General features: G+C 37.2%; 11 protein-coding genes and 1 tRNA gene. 9 read left to right on the plus strand and 3 right to left on the minus strand.

Features of this window, described 5'->3' with window-relative positions:
- Nucleotides 1-15: 15 nt before the first annotated feature.
- Nucleotides 16-1080, plus strand: a complete 1065-nt coding sequence (locus tag D9V35_RS01980; protein ID WP_122123089.1) for a WD40 repeat domain-containing protein — start codon at nucleotides 16-18, stop codon at nucleotides 1078-1080.
- 123 nt (nucleotides 1081-1203) lie between these two features.
- Here the strand turns inward: D9V35_RS01980 and D9V35_RS01985 are convergent, their stop codons facing one another.
- From D9V35_RS01985 to D9V35_RS01995, 3 genes are all read right to left on the minus strand, one after another.
- A complete protein-coding gene (locus tag D9V35_RS01985) occupies nucleotides 1204-2076 on the minus strand; it encodes a cation diffusion facilitator family transporter (protein ID WP_122123091.1) in 873 nt (290 codons plus the stop codon).
- A gap of 21 nt (nucleotides 2077-2097) precedes the next feature.
- Nucleotides 2098-3078 (minus strand): cation diffusion facilitator family transporter, encoded by a 981-nt coding sequence (locus D9V35_RS01990; protein ID WP_240993390.1) that lies wholly within the window; start codon nucleotides 3076-3078, stop codon nucleotides 2098-2100.
- A 197-nt stretch (nucleotides 3079-3275) separates the two neighbouring features.
- Nucleotides 3276-3458, minus strand: a complete 183-nt coding sequence (locus D9V35_RS01995) for a hypothetical protein (protein ID WP_122123092.1) — start codon at nucleotides 3456-3458, stop codon at nucleotides 3276-3278.
- A 2434-nt stretch (nucleotides 3459-5892) separates the two neighbouring features.
- Here D9V35_RS01995 and D9V35_RS02005 point away from each other — a divergent pair.
- The 8 genes from D9V35_RS02005 to D9V35_RS02045 all read left to right on the plus strand — a co-directional run bounded on the left by D9V35_RS02005 (nucleotide 5893) and on the right by D9V35_RS02045 (nucleotide 14373).
- The gene (locus D9V35_RS02005; RefSeq protein WP_122123096.1) at nucleotides 5893-7518 is read left to right on the plus strand and encodes an NAD(P)/FAD-dependent oxidoreductase; all 1626 of its coding nucleotides are present in this window, start codon (nucleotides 5893-5895) and stop codon (nucleotides 7516-7518) included.
- 169 nt (nucleotides 7519-7687) lie between these two features.
- Nucleotides 7688-8200 carry a GNAT family N-acetyltransferase gene (locus D9V35_RS02010; RefSeq protein WP_122123098.1) on the plus strand — a complete coding sequence of 171 codons (513 nt, stop codon included), beginning with the start codon at nucleotides 7688-7690 and terminating at the stop codon, nucleotides 8198-8200.
- A 9-nt stretch (nucleotides 8201-8209) separates the two neighbouring features.
- Nucleotides 8210-8533: a YnfA family protein gene (locus D9V35_RS02015; RefSeq protein WP_122123099.1), complete on the plus strand. Its 324-nt coding sequence runs from the start codon at nucleotides 8210-8212 to the stop codon at nucleotides 8531-8533.
- 1393 nt (nucleotides 8534-9926) lie between these two features.
- On the plus strand, nucleotides 9927-10238 hold the full coding sequence (locus D9V35_RS02025; protein WP_162988538.1) for a DUF3892 domain-containing protein: 312 nt from the start codon (nucleotides 9927-9929) through the stop codon (nucleotides 10236-10238).
- A gap of 749 nt (nucleotides 10239-10987) precedes the next feature.
- Nucleotides 10988-11263, plus strand: a complete 276-nt coding sequence (gene gatC / locus D9V35_RS02030) for an Asp-tRNA(Asn)/Glu-tRNA(Gln) amidotransferase subunit GatC (RefSeq protein WP_122124239.1) — start codon at nucleotides 10988-10990, stop codon at nucleotides 11261-11263.
- Nucleotides 11263-12744 carry an Asp-tRNA(Asn)/Glu-tRNA(Gln) amidotransferase subunit GatA gene (gatA, locus tag D9V35_RS02035; RefSeq protein ID WP_122123101.1) on the plus strand — a complete coding sequence of 494 codons (1482 nt, stop codon included), beginning with the start codon at nucleotides 11263-11265 and terminating at the stop codon, nucleotides 12742-12744. The genes gatC and gatA overlap by 1 nt, the downstream gene beginning before the upstream one ends.
- Nucleotides 12741-14192, plus strand: coding sequence for an Asp-tRNA(Asn)/Glu-tRNA(Gln) amidotransferase subunit GatB (gatB, locus tag D9V35_RS02040; RefSeq protein WP_122123102.1), 1452 nt, complete (start codon nucleotides 12741-12743; stop codon nucleotides 14190-14192). Before gatA ends, gatB begins: the two co-directional genes overlap by 4 nt.
- Nucleotides 14193-14281: 89 nt before the next feature.
- Nucleotides 14282-14373 (plus strand) — tRNA-Ser (locus D9V35_RS02045).
- Nucleotides 14374-14869 lie beyond the last annotated feature (496 nt).

Raw genomic sequence — 14869 nt, forward strand, 5'->3', positions numbered from 1 at the left:
ACTGGAAAGTATGGAATGAATCAGCCGTTACAATTAATCGAAAGTCGGGGTTCTTTTAAAAAAGTGGAAGGCACGATTATCGCTTGTGCTACATCTTGGGATGAACAGTATAGTGCTTTTGCAACGGCAGATGGAGATTTGTGGATTATTCCTTTGATTCACAATAATGATCCAGATTATTGGTATAAAGTTCAACCTCATGATGGAGGGATTTTATCTTTATCACAAGATTTGACCTTTTCAGGTTTTGTTACTTCTGGTGATGATAATAAACTAATAAGAATCATTCCCGGGAAGGAACCTCAACAATTATTAAAATCCAGACGTTGGATTGATAAAATCGTTTCTTGGACTGATAAGGAAAGGGAACAAAATAAAATCGCTTTTATTACAGGAAAAGAAATTCATTTATATAAAGATAATTTTACAGAGCCATATAGAATTTTTGAACATTCTTCTGGAGTTAGTGATTTGGTTTTCAGTTTGGATGGTGCAAAAATAGCCAGTTCTTATTATAATGGTGCCACTTTATGGTCTGCTGATTATAAAAATCCTGTAAAAATTAAGGATTTTACATGGAAAGGTAGTCATACAGGGATCACTTTACATCCTAAAGAAGAGGCGTTGGTAACATCAATGCAAGATCATGATTTACATGGTTGGCGTATTTCAGACGGACACAATATGCGAATGAGTGGATACCCAACCAAAGTAAAATCTCTAAATTTTTCATCTGATGGAAAATGGTTGGCAACCAGTGGAGCTGAACCGGTGGTTTTATGGCAGTTTTTTGGAGGCGGTCCAATGGGAAAACCTCCTGTGGAATTGCCTGGTATTCCTGGAAGTTGTTGTATGGTAGTGGCATGTCATCCGACCTATGATATGGTTGCTGCTGGATTTTTGGATGGTAGTATATTATTAATCGGAATCAGCGACGAGAAAGTTATTCCGGTAAATTTAGGATCTAAAAAATCTATTGGAGAAATTACGGCTTTACAATTTAATAAAGAAGGCAGTTTATTAAATATTGGCACTGATGATGGCTATATTATTCTAATTGATTTATCTGAAAAAAAATAGTTGTAAAAAATAATCAGCCATATCCTTTTTTCTGTCCAAGATTTATTTATATGGATGAGATATCATTTTATATGGATGAGATATCATGTTTCAGAACAAGTAGTTGATCAGAATTTAAAAAAATTATTCTGGTTCCACATGAATGTTTATTGAAACATTTCCAATTACTTTTTGTAAAGCGTGTTCAATACGATCACATATTTTATGGGCTTCTTTCACTCTCATTTCTCCAGACACAACCAAATGAAAATCAATAAAAATCAAATTGCCAACCTGACGAAAACGGACCATATGGAATTCTTTTGCTTCAGGGGCATTTGCCTGAATTATTTTATAAATACTGGAAATGGTTTGAGGGTCAGGAGCTTTATCCATCAAGCCATTAATAGAATTTTTTATGATGCTAAAGCCTATACGTAAAATATTAATAGCAATGAAAAAGCCCATCAGGGCATCAAGTGCAGTCCATTGAAACATTGGAATAAGTGTAAAACCTACAATTAATCCGATAGTTGTCCATACATCGGAAAGAACATGCTGTCCACCTGCTATAAGGACTGCAGAAAAATATTTTTTACCTACACGAATAAGTGTTATTGCCCAGAATAGATTAACAAGTCCAGCTGTTCCATTTAGAATAATTCCTTTTAAAGGCGCCATGGGAAATTGGGGATTTTTCCATCCTTGCCAGGCTTCGTAAAAAATTAAAATTGATGTTACTATTACTAATAAACCTTCGGCGGCGGCAGAAATATATTCGGCTTTATAGTGTCCATAAGTATGGTTTTTATCAGCTGGTTGGGTCGAAATGGTGATTGCGAATATTTCAAAAATAGCGGCTAACACATTGATTGTTGTTTCAAGCATGTCAGAATAAAAAGCAACGCTGAGTGTTGTTTTCCATGCCAGATATTTAAGAAAAAAAACTACAATACTAACCAGAAAACTCCCAAGACTAAATAGGATTTTCTTATTCTTTATTATTTTAAAGATCATAAAGTAATTATAAGTTTAAGGTTAAACAGTATTAATGTCCGCCAGATTGCAAAAACTGGCTTCATTTTTTTGTTCGATCTGGAAAGTTGAATGATTAATTCTAAATTTTTCCTTGAGGCGTTGTGCAACCATATTCAGAAACTGGTCAGAATGTTGATTGGTATTACTGACCAAATGAACAGTTAGGGCGGTTTCTGTTGTACTTAAAGCCCAGATGTGTAGATCATGTAAATCAATGATATTGGGAAGGGAGCGTAAATAGGTTTCCACGGCGAAAGCGTCAACATTGCTTGGGACACCGTCCATGGCAAGTGTAACTGAATCTTTCAATAAAGACCAAGTTCCCCAAATAATTATTGCAGCGACAATCAAGCTGGTAATGGGATCAAGCATATTCCAATGGGTGAAAAAAATAATAATCCCTGCCCCGGCAACACTCAACGATAAAAGGGCGTCATAGGCCATGTGCAAAAAGGCGCCCTTAATATTAAGATCCTTTTTTTGTCCGGAATGGAACATTAATGCGGTTATTCCATTTATAACAACACCGAGTAAGGCGACTAAAATTACTGTTTTACCTGTAACAGTTGCAGGTTTGTAAAAGCGTTCAATTGATTCCCAGATAATTCCTCCCGTAACAATAAGCAATAAAATTGCATTACTTAAAGAAGCCAAGATAGAGGTTCGACGATACCCGTAGGTAAAATTGGGAGAGGGTTTTTTTTTGCTTAAATATGAGGCCCCCCAAGCGGTGGCCAAGGCAAAAACATCTGATAGATTATGACCGGCATCAGCAATTAAGGCTAGGGAATTGGCAAAAATGCCCCATATGGTTTCGGCACAAATATAAATTAAGTTAAGGCTAATTCCTAGAGCAAAGGCCTTGCCAAAAGATTGTGGAACATGATGGTGATGATCGTGGATATGTTCATGTGCATGATCATGCAAGTGGGAATGATTGAATTGATGCATGTCATGCGTGGAATGATCCAAATTGCTCAAGATTAAATCCCTATAATTTTTTAGTTATAAAATAAGATTAACCATATTGTTAAACGCTTATTATAAAAAATTTAATTTGATTAGCCTAATTTTATTTTTAAAAATTTATCTAAATTATATCAAATCTGACAATCAAGTTTTAAATTGGTTTTATATGTAAATACTGTGTTTTGTTTATTATAAAAAAAATCCAAATATTAATCGGGAATGAATGTTAAGAAAATTTGTGCTTCTTCGTTAACGTAACCACGATGATAGTATTCCTTATCACTATTATTTATAAAAGATTGAACAACGCAATTACCCGCCTCGATGTGAACAGGTAGTTGATTATTATCAGAAATTTGTTGAATGGCAGAATCTTTTCCATGAGCGGTCATCAAGGTCTGGGCTATTACTTGTGAGGTTGGTCATAAGGAACTTTATTAGGAATCTTGTCATTAAAAAATTTGACCATTATGATTAGGAAAAGCTATTGTACGTCATTGTTGTTTATAAACTGCGATTATACTTCTCATAGACCAGTTTTTCATTTCAGGGAAAGAAAGATTTACAGTTGCAATATTTCCATAAACAGAAATTATCTTTCTCTTTGGTAGAATTATATAACTGTTACCATCAGGAAAATTGGTTTGGTACAAAAAATGATAATAATATTTATAGGCTTAGATGCTCTCTTTGGATTTATTTTTGTGATTTTCAAATGGATGGGAAATATCTGAAAATCAGTGGAAGCATGGGTAGGTAAAGAAATTAGACTATAAGCGCCAAATAAAAAAAGAGTATAAAAATTATAAATAATTATTGAGGGAAGGTATATCTAGAATAATGTTATTAACGTTTTTGAAAGAAAGATATAAGATATGGTTTCAGCTTAAGAAAATGTTACTTGTAATAGGTTGCTTTTGAAATTATATGATGTTTTATCATTTAAGTTTTTGATACCTCTCCTTAAATGTTGTAAACTTCCTGAAAGACTAACTTTATTAAAGACTGAAAATAATTTATTTTCAGTCTTTTTTTAATAGTTTTATATTGAATAAATCATGTATATCAATTTTTTAGTGCCAATAATGGTTTATATTAGCGAGGATAATTAAATAAAATAAAATTCTTTATGTTATAATATTGAGCCTCACGAAAAGTTTTATAAAAATAACAAAATCACTGATTTTATATGGTTTACCAATTCATTAATTTGATTTAAAAAATATAGTTTGGTTTGTTTTTTCTAAATTAAAGACTTCGACAACGTTAATAATATGCAAGTTTAGAAAAAACAAACCGAAACAATATGAAAATAAATTAAAGAATGTTACTTTTCAGGCTTCCTTATTTCTAAAAATGCAGAAGCAAATTATAATTGATTAATATAAAATATTTTTTCTATTCTCCTTTTAAACTAAAATGTAAAACTGGACAGTCAAAATAAAATATTTAAATTGAAGCTAATAAAATATTTTACTATATAGAAGATTTATGTTGAATCAATTAAAAGATAAATGTTTTATATTACATTTTATTATCATGGTTATATCACTACATTTACGAATTAACTGCCAAATAGCATTCAACAGATAAATGTTTCCACCCTTTGTACAAGTAATCATTACCAAAACAAAGCTGACTTTTTTCCACATGGTAATAAAAACCATAGTCTTATCATATAAAATATGATAAATATCACAGACAGTCATTGCAGAAATTCCTCTTCTGTTATGATTAGGTCGGGTCAGTATGTTGCAGCATCTGATCCGGCCGCTTCGACACTATCTGTCGAATGCTGATTACAAATATACAAAGAAAATTGGATTTATGAAACTTATTTTTTTTGTCCATGTAAAAATAAGATCATTAAATTTATTCAATGTTATTAACAATTTCGTATATAAAATATTATATTTGAACAATATTCATTAAAATCAAGGTTTTTTAAAGTTGGTTTTTCCCAAGTTTATTATTCCTTTATTGAAATGTAATTTTTGCATAAAGAATTGGTAAAATAATATTCGATTCGAGATTTTGGTTTTATCTTATTTTTTTCTAACCTATATGCATAATTATTTATTATTTACATATATGTTACTTGATGATAGCGAATTTATTCTAGGTTATATTAAAAAAATGTACAAGAAATTTTAAATAATAGGAATGATAACGTGATTTTTATAAAAACTTCATGATTAATTTTCATAAAACAATAACTACATATTATGTATACTCAATTAAAGTCAAGAAATATTGCGAATTTTATTCCATAAATAAAATGGAAGTCTTTTTTATAAATAGATAAGAATTTTATTCTTTCATTTATCTATTTTATAGAAAAATTATAATTAAACTATAGTGATAATAAGATTTATTATTTGTAAAAATAAAGCATTACTATAATTTTTATTTTGTGTATTTGGTATGGAGAATTAACGGGGATTATAAAATTTCATTTTTAAAAATTTTTTTATTATTATGTTTATATAGCTATTGACTTAATTACAATTTAATTAAGTCAATTAATCATTATTTATATGACAAGATTGTTGATATGTATAATGAATTATTATTATGGACAGCATAAATATTTCGATACATTATGACATAATGTTTGATGTAAAGTGTGGATGGAGGACTTTGTGTCTTTGATTGGTCATTTCCCTGTTTTGTCAATCTATGGAAATTGTATTGAATATGGGTATCTGAATCCTATTTTAATGATTGTCTTTTAGGGATTGTTCAGGATATAAACAGCGACATCCTGCAATCAGGGATTTAAGAGGATAAGAACAATTAGGATGAAAAGAAAATCTGGTTTTAAAGATGATTAGAGTTACAGAAGTGAAACTGCCCTTGGATCATGATGAAGCAGATTTGAAACAGGCCTTGTATAATCGTCTAAAACAATTTCCCAGCGAGTATCAGGTAATAAGGCGGGGATATGATGCACGCCGACGGGGGGACATTCAACTGGTGTATACCATTGACTGTTCCATTGATAATGAAGAGGAATTTTTACGCAATCATTCCCTGGATCGCAATTTATCAAAAACACCAGAGGTTCGGTATCAGTTCGTGATGTCCCGGCAGACTGGTGAAAAAATTGCTAGTCAGGCCGGCTATGTTCGTCCTATCGTTATTGGTGCGGGGCCTTGCGGGTTTATGGCGGGATTGTTACTGGCACAGATGGGTTTGTGTCCTTTGATTCTTGAACGTGGGAAAGCGGTCAGGGAAAGGACAGTCGATACTTTTGCATTTTGGCGTCAGTCAAAATTCAATCCTGACAGCAATGTCCAATATGGAGAGGGAGGTGCGGGAACCTTTTCTGATGGCAAACTTCATACGCAGATCAGTGATCCGTATCATTATGGTCACAAGGTCTTGACAGAATTTGTCAGGGCAGGTGCGCCAGAGGAAATTCTTTACGTATCCAAACCTCATATTGGTACGTTTCGGTTGGTCAGTATGGTTGAGAAAATTCGTCAGGAAATAGAATCTTTTGGTGGTCAGTACCGGTTTAATACTTATGTGCAAAAGATTTTGATGAATAAAAATCGCCAGATTGTCGGGGTTCGATTGGTGGATGGGCAGGAAATACAGACAAATCACATTATTCTTGCGACTGGACACAGTGCGCGGGAGATGATGTATACTCTTTATGAGGATGGCGTGGAGATTCAGGCAAAACCTTTTTCTGTTGGTGTCAGAATTGAGCATCCGCAAACCCTGATTGATAAGGTCCGTTTTGGTTCACAGGCGGGACATCAGCTGTTGGGGGCGGCCGATTATAAATTGGTGTATCATGATGCAGACAAACGGGGGGTTTATTCTTTTTGTATGTGTCCGGGGGGAACGGTGATTGCGGCGGCCTCGGAAGAGGGGGGGATAGTGACAAACGGAATGAGCCAGTATTCTAGGGCGGAAAGAAATGCCAATGCTGCAATCGTGGTGGGTGTTAAGCCGGAACGGGATTATGCAGGCCATCCCTTGGCGGGTATCGCTTTCCAGAGAGATCTGGAGCGGAAAGCCTTTCAGCTGGGGGGTGCGAGTTACAAAGCGCCGGTTCAGCGGGTGGAGGATTTTTTGCTTGGAAGGGCAACCCGGATATTGGGTTCGGTTGTTCCCTCTTATAAACCGGGGGTGGAACCCGATGATCTTGCGGAGATATTGCCTTCATTTGTTATCAATGGACTACGGGAGGCATTACCTGCATTTAATCGTAAATTGTCCGGATTCAATTTTGCTGATGCTGTAATGACTGGTGTGGAAACGCGAACATCCTCGCCAGTTCGTATTCCAAGAATGGATGATGGGCAAAGTGTCAATACTTCCGGACTTTATCCTGCGGGAGAAGGGGCTGGATATGCGGGCGGTATCATGTCTGCGGCCATTGACGGGATAAAGATTGCTGAAAAAGTTGCCCAGAATATCCACGACAATCATCAGTAGATCCGGGGATTACATCCCTACAGATAAACTGTTGGTTGGGGATGTGATCCGGATTCATCTTTGCAACCTTCATAATTAATGTTTCAATGTTCACTTTGATGATTTTTGAATATTGGATTAAAGTCGGACGATGGAAATGATAAGACAATAAAGGAAAGAAATCTGCATAATGAAAATTCATGCCGCTCAATTGGCTGATCTTGATCAGATAATGGCCATTCAAATGTTATGTTATTATGCGATTGAGCCTGAATCACGGCTTTCTATGGCTTCAAAAATCATTGCCAGTCCTGATACCTGTTTTGTGGTGAAAGAGCGAGATATGGTCAGGGGGTATTTGCTGGCCATTCCTGTCATGTCGGGTGAAGCTCCCGCCCTGGATAGCGAAGCTTGCGATTTGGCAGGAGGGGCGAATTGCCTTTATCTGCATGATTTGGCCGTTCATCCAGAATCAAGAGGGCTGGGAGTTGGATGTATTTTGGTGCGGCAATTCATGAATATTGCTCATAAGAAAAAATTCCGTCATGCATCCCTTGTTTCCATTCAGGATTCCTTCCGTTTTTGGCAGAAACAGGGATTTGAGGCAATTGTTCCCCCCGAAAAGTTGCAGAGTAAATTGATGACCTATGGTCAGGATGCAGTTTATATGGAAAAACTTCTGATTGGCATTCCTCAGGAGTAGGATAATTTTATGAAATCCCTGTTTTTTTATTGTATTGCGGCCTTTGCCGAGATTGCCGGTTGCTTTTCTTTTTGGGTATGGGCACGGTTGGGGAAGTCGCCCTTGTGGCTCGTACCGGGAGTAGCCAGTTTGGCATTTTTCGCCCTGATGCTGACGTTGGTGGAGGTTGATCTGGCGGGGCGTGCCTATGCTGTATATGGTGGAATTTATATTTTATGTTCCCTGTTCTGGTTATGGATTGTTGAAAATACACGACCGGATCGGTGGGATATTCTGGGAATGCTGATTTGTTTGGCTGGAGTATTCATTATCTTGTTCATGCCCAGGGGGTGATCAACTGCAGAGATCAATGGAATGTGGTTTTGGGACAAAGCGGGTTGAATATCAAAACTTAAAAAAATCCCAGGCAAATAATAATAAAATGCCTGGGTAAAAAAGTGCTTAAAATAAATATCAACGTAATAAAAGATATTTCACAAAAGGTTATTAATGAATTCAGTTATAAGAAATTTCTCGATGAAAAAATCAGCCTATAAATTTGAACTCAAACAATGAAATACCAACTACTATGAGCTAATATATGAAATCACATGGCTTTTATACAATTTATGACCGGTTGCGTCAATATTGATACCCACGATTTTCCTATAAAAGATAGTAAAATAAAAGAGATAATGCTTGGAAAACAAAGGTTTTTTTTATAAAATGGCAAAATTTCAAAAAAAATTGATCGTTTTTGAAACAATAATAAATATTTCGGAATCGAAAAATAACAGGGTCTTTTATACCATAAGATTTTATTGAAAAATGATGGGAACTGATATCCAGATTTTCAATTTTATCCAGTGAAAGGATCATGTCGGATTTATCAAAATAAATTCCTTGAAAAAAAGATTTTATGAAATGAAAAAGGAAAATCTGGAGACAAAATTCTGGTCAATACAACATTTGCATGAATGAAAATAACACTGTTTATAAAAATACGGAAATAACCTGAAAATTATTGAAATATTTCATATATTCCCCCGGTAGAAAATGGCTTCTTCAGGGTCATGAAACCGGGGGAAATAAAATTTTTGTATTTTAAAAACAATTAAGCAAGGGAACGGCCATTTACGTGAATCCTGATGGAAATGGTAAATATACAAGTAAATTCATTCGTTGGTTCTCCTTAACAATTTAATGGAAATTAAATAAATGCGGCATCCAGCGAACAAATGGCCCTGTTCCCCAAATGTGCAGTAAACCGCAGAATGAGAGGGTTGGTTTCTGAATAAAATTTATTTTTGGTGATAGCGAAAGGGCTAACAGTGTGATATAAATTCAAATCAGTCATTGCAGATTCCGTTCAAAACTTGGTCTGTGATGATTAGGTTGGGTAAGATGTTGTCGCATCTTATTCAACCGCATCAAGGCGTTATTTGCCGGATGCTCCTGTTACTATACGTGTAAAATTCCCTTTTGCAAATAATTTTTTAAACGAATTAAAATTTGTCCCGTTCCCTTTATTGCGGATAAAAAGGTTATTCGTGTTGGAATAGATTCTATATCTGAAATTCGAATTAATGAATTATTTCAAATATATATTAAAATCTGTTTAATTATTGTCCATTCAGTTTAATGGCGCAAATGTTATTTCTCCTAACAAAAATTTGATAATTTCGTGATTTGATCGTTTCATGTAGTTAATATATTGTTAAAGATCGTTATATTTATGGAGTATTTTATGATGAATAAATGGGTGGATTACGTAATTACCGAAGTAAGATACAATAATGAACGTTCACATATCGTTGCATTCAAGTGCTGGCGACATATCGGGGCCGAACTGATTGGCCCGGATATACGGTCAAGGGCTGATATCATTAATGCCATTGACAATGAGAACCTGGTTTTTATCACCGAATACAAAGGTGAGGATGGGAAATGGGAAAAGGGCGGTGATGTCGGTATTGTAACGGTTGGAAATGAAAAATTTCTGCGAACCGATGCCAATCCGGAAACCCGTGACAATTTGGGAAATTTGCCCGAATTGTAATGTTCACGTAAATATGTCCAATACATCCAGTTTATCCATTTATCGGTTATTTTCATTTAAGCAAATTTTATTAATTTTACCTAGTTATAATGTTAAACAGTTGTGATTAGATCGTTGCGGTTAAATAATGTATTATTTAATATCATTAATTTTAAGGAGTATTTATCATGAGTAAATGCACAAACTAAATTTTTACAGCATTAAGTTACAATATTGATCATTCTCATATTGTCAAATTACAAATCTGGGAATGTGATAAAAACTTTGTAACTAAAAGATAATTTAGGTAATTTACCTGAATTTTGATTTGATTTTAATGTAATTGTAATTTATTACTTTAATTTCTTAGGTTATTTAACGTTAATTTTATATTTATAGATTCAATATTATCATTGATACAAGGGATTTGTACCTAGCATTAATGGAAATATTTTTATCAATAAATTTCAGGCTGGATGATTTTGCTTATTAGGTATTCTTGAATCAGATTCTGGAATATCGAGTGAAAAAATCATTCAGTTTTTTTTATTCTTTTTGCACGGTCTGGTTTTCGCAAACCGTTATTCTTTTGCCCCTTTTAATATTGTAATCCCATCCGGCCAATTTAAATAACTAATATGAATATTTGGGAAAAAGGTTTGTTTTGATCTTTTGATATAGATGGATTAAAATTGATTTTTTCATTTTGAAATTTTATTACTATTGTGAGGGAAGAATTGACTGATAAGCAAAAGGATGATTCCTTGGACATGAAGATTGTCCAACGGGTCGCTAAATTATCTGCACTTGCCGTCGAGGAAAAAGAACTGGCAACCTATGCCCGAGATTTGGGGGGTATAATACACTGGGTTGAGCAGTTGAACGAGCTGGATGTTTCTGCGGTTGAACCAATGGTTGGGGCAGAAAACGCACAATTGAGAATGCGTGATGATGAGGTTACCGATGGCAATTGCCGTGAGGCTGTTTTATCCAATGCTCCAGAACGTATCGCCGATTTTTATGCTGTTCCGAAAGTTGTTGAATAATGCTGACAGAAATGACGATTACAGACGCGGTCGAGGGCCTGCGTCAAAAGAAATTCAGCGCGGAGGAATTGACACGGGATCATCTGAAGGCGGTTGGTCAGTTAAACAGTCGGATCAATGCCTATATCACGGTAACGGAAGAGGTCGCCCTTGGTCAGGCCAGGGCGGCAGATGAAAAACTGGCTTCGGGGGATGCGCCGGTACTGACCGGTATTCCTTTGGCGATCAAGGATCTTTTTTGTACAAGGGACATTCCAACAACCGCCGCCAGCCGTATCTTGGAAAATTTTGTTCCACCCTATGAAAGTACGGTGACCTCGAATTTATTGAGGAATGGAGCCGTTTTTTTGGGCAAGACCAATCTTGATGAATTCGCGATGGGATCTGGCAACCTGAATTCGGCATTCGGTGCCGTTGAAAATCCATGGAAACGCAAAAATGATGATGCGTTTCTGGTTCCCGGCGGCTCTTCTGGTGGTTCCGCGGCTGCCGTGGCGGCGCGGATGGCTCTGGGGGCAACTGGAACGGATACGGGTGGCTCCATTCGTCAGCCGGCAGCATATTGCGGTATCACTGGAATCAAGCCAACCTATGGGCGGTGCAGTCGTTGGGGCATTATTGCCTTTGCCAGCTCGCTTGATCAGGCTGGACCCATGGCAAAAACCGTTGAGGATTGTGCAATCTTGTTGCAATCAATGGCCGGTTTTGATCCAAAAGACAGCACAAGCGTGGACAAAGCGGTTCCGGATTATCGTGCGGCCTGTAACCGTTCATTGAAGGGGTTGCGTGTGGGTATTCCAGAAGAATATCGCGCTCCTGGCATGTCATCTGAAATAGAGGCAATCTGGCAGCAGGGAATTGACTGGTTGAAAGAGGCCGGTTGCGAGATCGTGGATGTTTCCCTGCCTCATACTAAATACGGATTGGCCACCTATTATATCATTGCCCCTGCTGAAGCCTCATCCAATCTGGCCCGTTATGACGGGGTGCGCTATGGTCGTCGTGTCAGTGGAAAAAGTCTTGAGGAACTCTATGCGAATACACGCGGAGAGGGTTTTGGTACAGAGGTGAAACGCCGTATTTTGATGGGTACTTATGTGTTGTCGGCCGGTTATTACGATGCCTATTATCTCCGGGCGCAGAAGGTTCGCAAACTTATCTATCAGGATTTCATGAATGCCTATGAAAAGGTGGATGTTCTCTTGACACCAACGGCACCATCAGCCGCTTTTGCCAAAGGTGAACATCAGGATGATCCCGTACAAATGTATCTGAATGATATTTTCACCGTTCCCGCCAGTATGGCCGGAGTGCCTGGTCTGGCCTTGCCGGCCGGGTTAAATGACCAGGGTCTTCCCCTGGGTTTGCAGTTGCTGGGTCGTCCATTTGATGAGGAGACCCTGATTGCTGTTGGGTCAGCAATGGAAAAAGCTGCCAATTTCACATATAAACCCGCCATTCGTTCTGGAGTTTCCCTATGAGTTATGTGATTGAAGGGTCAACAGGATCCTGGGAAGTTGTTATTGGTCTTGAAGTCCATGCCCAGGTTATCAGTAAGGCCAAATTGTTTTCAGGTGCCTCCACGCATTTTGGTGGTGAACCCAATACGCAGGTCAGTCTTGTTGATGCCGCTTTTCCCGGTATGTTGCCCGTCATCAATCGTGAATGTGTTGATCAGGCCATTCGTACAGGATTTGGGTTAAATGCCCAGATTAATCTGGTAAGCCGTTTTGACCGCAAGAATTATTTTTATGCCGATTTGCCACAGGGATACCAGATTTCTCAATTTACGCATCCTATTGTTGGCAAGGGTGAAATCGAGATCGAACTGGATGACGGTACGGTCAAGAAGATTGGTATTACCCGTTTGCATCTTGAACAGGATGCGGGAAAATCCATTCATGACCTTGCCCCAAAAGAGACCTGTATTGATTTAAATCGTTCTGGTGTGGCTTTGATGGAGATTGTCAGTGAGCCGGATATGCGCTCACCGGAAGAGGCAGGTGCCTACTTACGCAAAATCCGTGCGATTGTGCGCTATTTGGGTACTTGTGATGGAAATATGGAGGAGGGATCAATGCGTGCGGATGTGAATGTGTCTGTCCGTAAGCCCGGTGAGGAATATCGTACGCGTTGCGAATTGAAAAATATCAACTCCATTCGGTATGTCATGCAGGCAATTGAAACTGAAGCCAAAAGACATGTGGAAATTTATGAAAATGGGGGAGAGGTGGATCAGGAAACTCGTTTATTCGATGTTGCCAGAGGGGAAACCCGTACGATGCGCAGCAAGGAAGACGCCCATGATTACCGTTATTTCCCAGATCCGGACTTGCTGCCTCTGGTCGTTGAGCAATCTCATGTTGACCATCTCAAGGCAACCCTGACTGAATTGCCGGATGCAAAACGAGACCGTTTCCAGAATGAGTATGGATTGCCCCGTTATGATGCCAATGTTCTGGTAGCTGAAAAAGACATTGCCGATTTTTTTGAAATTGTTGCAAAGGGTCGGGATGGGCGTTTGGCCGCTAATTGGGTCACAGGCGAACTGTTTGCCGTACTGAATAAAAAGGGTCTGTCAATCCAAGAAAGTCCTGTAAAGGCTGAGGCAATTGGTGTTTTGCTGGACTTGATCGCTGATAAAACCATCAATGGTAAGATTGCCAAGGAGGTTTTTGAGGATATGGTTGAAACAGGTGATATGCCTGCGGATATCGTGGAACGCAAAGGTTTGAGACAGGTAACGGATACTACGGCAATTGACAAAGTGATTGCGGATATCCTGTCAGCCAATGCAGATAAGGTTGAACAATATAAATCAGGTAAAGACAAGCTTTTTGGTTTCTTTGTCGGACAGGTTATGAAGGAAATGAAGGGTAAAGCCAATCCCGCAATAGTCAATGAGCTTTTAAAAAAGCATTTATATTGATAAAAATTAAAAAAGGAAATTGACAGTCCTCGAATAAATGATTAGAAACGGTAAAAGCAAACGTCGTGTTATAGGCAGGCTCTTCTTGCGGAGGGGTGGCCGAGTGGCTGAAGGCGACGGTTTGCTAAACCGTTGTACGGTGTAAGCCGTACCGTGGGTTCGAATCCCATCCCCTCCGCCAGTTACATATGTTGAATATTGCCAATTACTGACAAATACCTTGTTTTTCCTAAAAAATCCATATTTACCTATCATATTCTTGCCAGTTCATGACAGATTATGTGATAAAAAGTGGGTACAAAAGTGGGTACAAATTCAAGGAAAGTGGGTACAAATCGTGTTGACAGATTCAAAGGTTAATTCTGACAGTTAAAAAACATTATCCCACATTATAAAACATTTGAACGCATTTAATATTGGGGTATATGATTTTTCATCTTGGGGTATATCGATGTTAACGGATAAAGCTATAAAAACAGCCAAATATCAGGAAAAGGGTAAAAACAAGCTTTATGAACGCGGTTTATACCTGGTTATCACAAAAACCAATTCTTAAATATGGTGTTTAAAATATAATTTAATAAAAAAGATAAACTCTTTTGTTTGAAGATGTGAAAATCTTTTATTCATTACCCATAATAATTAAACATTTGAATGCATTTAATATTAAGGTATAT

The sequence above is a fragment of the Commensalibacter melissae genome (assembly GCF_003691365.1).
Classification (GTDB): domain Bacteria; phylum Pseudomonadota; class Alphaproteobacteria; order Acetobacterales; family Acetobacteraceae; genus Commensalibacter; species Commensalibacter melissae.